General features: G+C 59.0%; 3 protein-coding genes and 2 pseudogenes. 4 read left to right on the top strand and 1 reads right to left on the bottom strand.

From position 1 onward, the window contains the following. Positions 1 to 144: 144 nt before the first annotated feature. From BVER_RS28040 to BVER_RS28025, 4 genes and pseudogenes are all read left to right on the top strand, one after another. Positions 145 to 792, top strand: coding sequence for a response regulator transcription factor (locus BVER_RS28040; RefSeq protein ID WP_050456029.1), 648 nt, complete (start codon positions 145 to 147; stop codon positions 790 to 792). Positions 793 to 854: 62 nt separating this feature from the next. Next, entirely contained in the window at positions 855 to 1,532 is a 678-nt protein-coding gene (locus BVER_RS28035; RefSeq protein WP_050456028.1) for a heavy metal response regulator transcription factor, read from the top strand. After that, positions 1,532 to 2,948 (top strand): annotated as a pseudogene (locus tag BVER_RS28030) (heavy metal sensor histidine kinase). The gene BVER_RS28035 and the pseudogene BVER_RS28030 overlap by 1 nt, the downstream one beginning before the upstream one ends. Before the next feature lie 127 nt (positions 2,949 to 3,075). Beyond that, the gene (locus tag BVER_RS28025) at positions 3,076 to 3,363 is read left to right on the top strand and encodes a DUF4148 domain-containing protein (RefSeq protein WP_050456027.1); all 288 of its coding nucleotides are present in this window, start codon (positions 3,076 to 3,078) and stop codon (positions 3,361 to 3,363) included. A 206-nt stretch (positions 3,364 to 3,569) separates the two neighbouring features. Here BVER_RS28025 and BVER_RS34820 read toward each other — a convergent pair. Further along, a pseudogene (locus tag BVER_RS34820) lies at positions 3,570 to 3,996 on the bottom strand (hypothetical protein); the annotation flags it as partial.

Below are 3,996 nucleotides of genomic sequence, written 5' to 3'. Positions count from 1 at the left end.
CTTACCCGGAACAATGGACTCCAGTCGTCCCCATATCTCATCGGTCAGCAACATTCGACTCATCTTGATCGCTTACGCAAAAGATGAGATGTAAACACATTTCTTCAAATGTGAACAGAGCCTAGCGAGTACGCCCACGAGCCGTTGTTCTTCGATAACCTGGAACTGGATACGGCGCGTCCCGACGAAAGCAAACTGCTAAGCCAATACGACGCGGTCTTGCTAAAGGCCGGCGATCATGAACTCGATATTTTCGATCTGATAAGCGCAATTCGTCGACAGAGCGACGGCATCACGGTGATCGTTCTGTCGCCACGCGGGCCAGCGAGTCAGTGCATCAAATGGCTCGATGCCGGCGCTGACGATTGCCTCCAGCGCCCTTTTCGTAGCGAAGAACTCGAGGCACGTATCAAGGCAGTGATTCGACGCCGCGCACTTCGCTCCGATGCGATCGAAGAACGTTATCGGTCGTGGCTGTATCGCGAAGCGCAGGCCGTATTCAACCGAACGTTGACTGCGAGCCTGACCACTCGCGAATATGCGGTGCTAGACGCGCTCATGGCGGACCCCAGCGTTATCGTTTCGAAGCAACGAATCGAACAGGCGGTTTATGGCTCGGATGAGCAAATGAATAGTAACGTGGTGGAAATCCTGATTCATTCGCTAAGAAAGAAACTTGGCAACTCGACGATCAAGAACGTACGCGGCGTCGGCTGGACACTTACCCTTTGGCCCGAATATCCCGATCGATCCGTCAGCGTTTGCAGCAAAGCGGAGATAACGAAATTGTAATTACGGGCCCAAGCAAAATGCGTAAAATCTAGGCTTTGGATCGCTCTCAAAGAGGTCTAGGCATGCGCGTGTTGATCGTTGAGGACGAACTGAAGGCTGGCGCTTACTTAAAAAAAGGGCTGGAGGAAGCGGGTTATTCCGTCGATGTCGTCGGTGACGGCGCGGAGGGATTGATTCTTGCCAAAGAGGAAAATTACGACGTCATCGTGCTCGACGTGATGCTTCCGTCGATGGACGGCTGGACCGTTATCCGTCATCTTCGGGAAACGAAATCCACGCCCGTTCTCTTCCTGACGGCGCGCGACGATATCGCGGACCGGGTTCATGGACTCGAACTCGGTGCGGACGATTATCTGGTCAAGCCCTTCGCGTTCGTCGAACTTCTTGCGCGGGTTCGTTCGTTCGCGCGGCGCGGACCTCCGCGCGACACCGACCTCATACAAGTGGGCGATCTGGAGATCGACGTGACGCGTCGCAAGGTGCGCCGGGCGGGACGTCGAATCGATCTGACGCCACGCGAATTCGCATTGCTCCAGTTGCTTGCGCGGCGGCACGGCGAAGTGCTGAGCCGTACGCAGATTGCATCGTATGTATGGGATATGAACTTCGACAGCGACACCAATGTCGTCGAAGTCGCCATACGCCGCCTGCGTGCGAAGATCGACGACGATTTCGACGCGAAGATGATCGAAACGGTGCGCGGTGTGGGCTACGTGATCAACGCGCCGCATGAGGACTGATGCGCGCCCGCTCGCTTACCACCACGCTTGCCATTGCCTTCGCCGCGACCACGCTCGCGGTGTTCGGCATAGTCGGCAGTTATGTCTATCTCGTACTCGAACGTCAGGTCACGGTTCAGGACGATCTCGACATCGTGCTCGCGGCACGCCACACGCGCAGGCTAACCAACGAGTTAGTCAATTATTCGGACATCAACGATTTCAGGAAAGACTCAGGAGCCAGGTGCTCGGAAAAGTCAGGCGTTGTCGCTCGAAATCGCGGACAACACTGGCCGCATGCTGATCCGGCACAACGTCGATGCGCTGCTGGCGCAGATCAAGCTGCCCGCCGCGGTCGTCCCGGCAGACGCGCAGATCACCGACAAGTGGATCACGGCGACCAACGAAAGTGACGGCGACCCGATTCGTCTGCTCGCAGTTCACGCCAGATTGACCGACGGATCGCTTGCGACGATCGTCGTCCTGCGCGACATGCGCGATCGCTGGCTGTTGCTGGATCGCTATCGCGACAGACTGCATCTCGCGGGTGTCGTCGGTGTGCTGCTCGCCTTCGCAATGGGCTTCTTTCTCGTTCGACGCGCGCTGGTGCCGCTGCGAACGCTCGCTGAAAGCGCGGGGGAAGTGACCTCCGACCGACTCGATACGCGAATCGTCATGAACCGTGTTCCCTCCGAACTCGAACCGCTCATCGGTTCGCTGAACGACATGCTCGCGGGCCTCGAACGCAGCTTCCAGCGTATGTCGCAATTCACGGCCGATCTCGCTCACGACATGCGCACGCCGCTCGCGAACATGCGCGGCGCGACCGAAGTCGTGCTTGCGCGTCCACGCACGCCGGACGAATATCAATCGGTGCTGGCGTCCAATCTGGAGGAATGCGACCGGCTTTCGCGCATGATCGAGAACGTGATCTTTCTTGCGCGAGCCGAACATCCTCAGTTTGCGCGGCAGATGAAAGACTTCCACGTCGACCTGGAATTGCAGCGCATCGCCGAGTATTTCGAAGGTCTGGCGGATGAAGCGGGTGTTGAAATCGTCGTGCGGGGAACAGGCGTCGTGACGGCCAACATCGAACTATTCCGGCGAGCCGTGAGCAATCTGCTTGCCAACGCGATGCGCTACACGACGCGGGGCAAGACGATCACCATGTCGGTCACGTCGAGCGATCAGGATGTCTCGGTGTGCGTCGAAAACGAAGGCACACGGATCGACCCTGCGATGCTCGATCGGATCTTCGACCGCTTCTATCGCGGTGACCCGTCGCGCGGCGGCGCGGCAAGCGCCACCGGTTCTGCCGGACTGGGACTCGCCATCGTGCGGACCATCATGGAACTGCATCGCGGACGCGCTCGCGCCGAGAGCGACGAGCGCAGCACGCGCTTCTTCCTGACGTTTCCGGCGACGGAAGCCGTTTGATTGCGAAAGTTATCAAACTTGTAACGATCCCGTCAGCATGGCGGCGACGTCGAACTCGCAGAATATCCTCACGTCAACAGCGTGCGGTGTTCGAGGACATCGACGCGCCATCCATGAGGATCGAACCATGAAGAGAATGATCAGCGCTGCGTTGCTCGCGGCATCGTTCATGCCGTTTGCGGCTTTTGCGCAATCTGCGACATCGCATGTGACGCGCGCGCAAGTGCGCGCCGAACTCGTTCAGTTGGAATCGGTCGGCTATAACCCGGCCGTTCGCGATGAAAACTATCCTCAGGCTTTACAGACGGCCGAGGCGAAAGTCGCCGCGCGATATGGTGAGAATGCGGCTTACGGTGGTGTGTCGACTACGACGGACGCAGCAGGCATCGCCCAATCGGCGGCGACTCCGAAATGATGACCAGAAGAACATTGAGGTCCTGGTGTTTGCTGATCATCGGGGCCGTTTGCTTTCACTCTGCGCTTTCGGTTGCGCGCGATCATGGGCCTCGGTTGATCGATAGGCAGGCGGGGAAGCGGGCGGATTCGAGCGAGCAACGTCATGCAAGTGGCTTGGCTGCACGAAAGAGAGGCTAATCTCGCCTGCGTCACGCGATTCAAGCGCTACGATTGCCCGCGACGCGTCCCTCTTCTACGAACCGGCGGCGCGCTATCGATACCCATCGCCGCCGCGAGTCCACGCGACTCTCGCCATGCAGTCTTGACGAACGGATCTGTCGCGTCGTACTTCCCATTACCCACTGCAATCACAAGGTTCGCGTCCGTGAGAAGCAGTAGCGCGTTCTGCACCGCGCTCTGGGACACGGGCGTGCCGACCTCGGCCACGAGAACTTTGTTGGTCTCGGCCGAATACAGGCCGCCAGCCGGACCGTTCGTTTGGCAAATCCGGTTGAAGACGGCTACCTGAACCGCCCCGGCTTTGTCGGAGACCGCCGAGTTTGGCGCTACGCCGCGCGAGCGGAAAGCACCGGATTCCGATTGTACGCTTCCTCTGCCTCCGCCGGCGACACGTACCCAAGCGGGCCGAGCA

It is taken from the genome of Candidatus Burkholderia verschuerenii (assembly GCF_001189365.1).
GTDB classification, from domain to species: domain Bacteria; phylum Pseudomonadota; class Gammaproteobacteria; order Burkholderiales; family Burkholderiaceae; genus Caballeronia; species Caballeronia verschuerenii.
The sequence above is the reverse complement of the archived record's forward strand: the minus strand, read 5'-3'. Positions and strand labels throughout refer to the sequence as shown.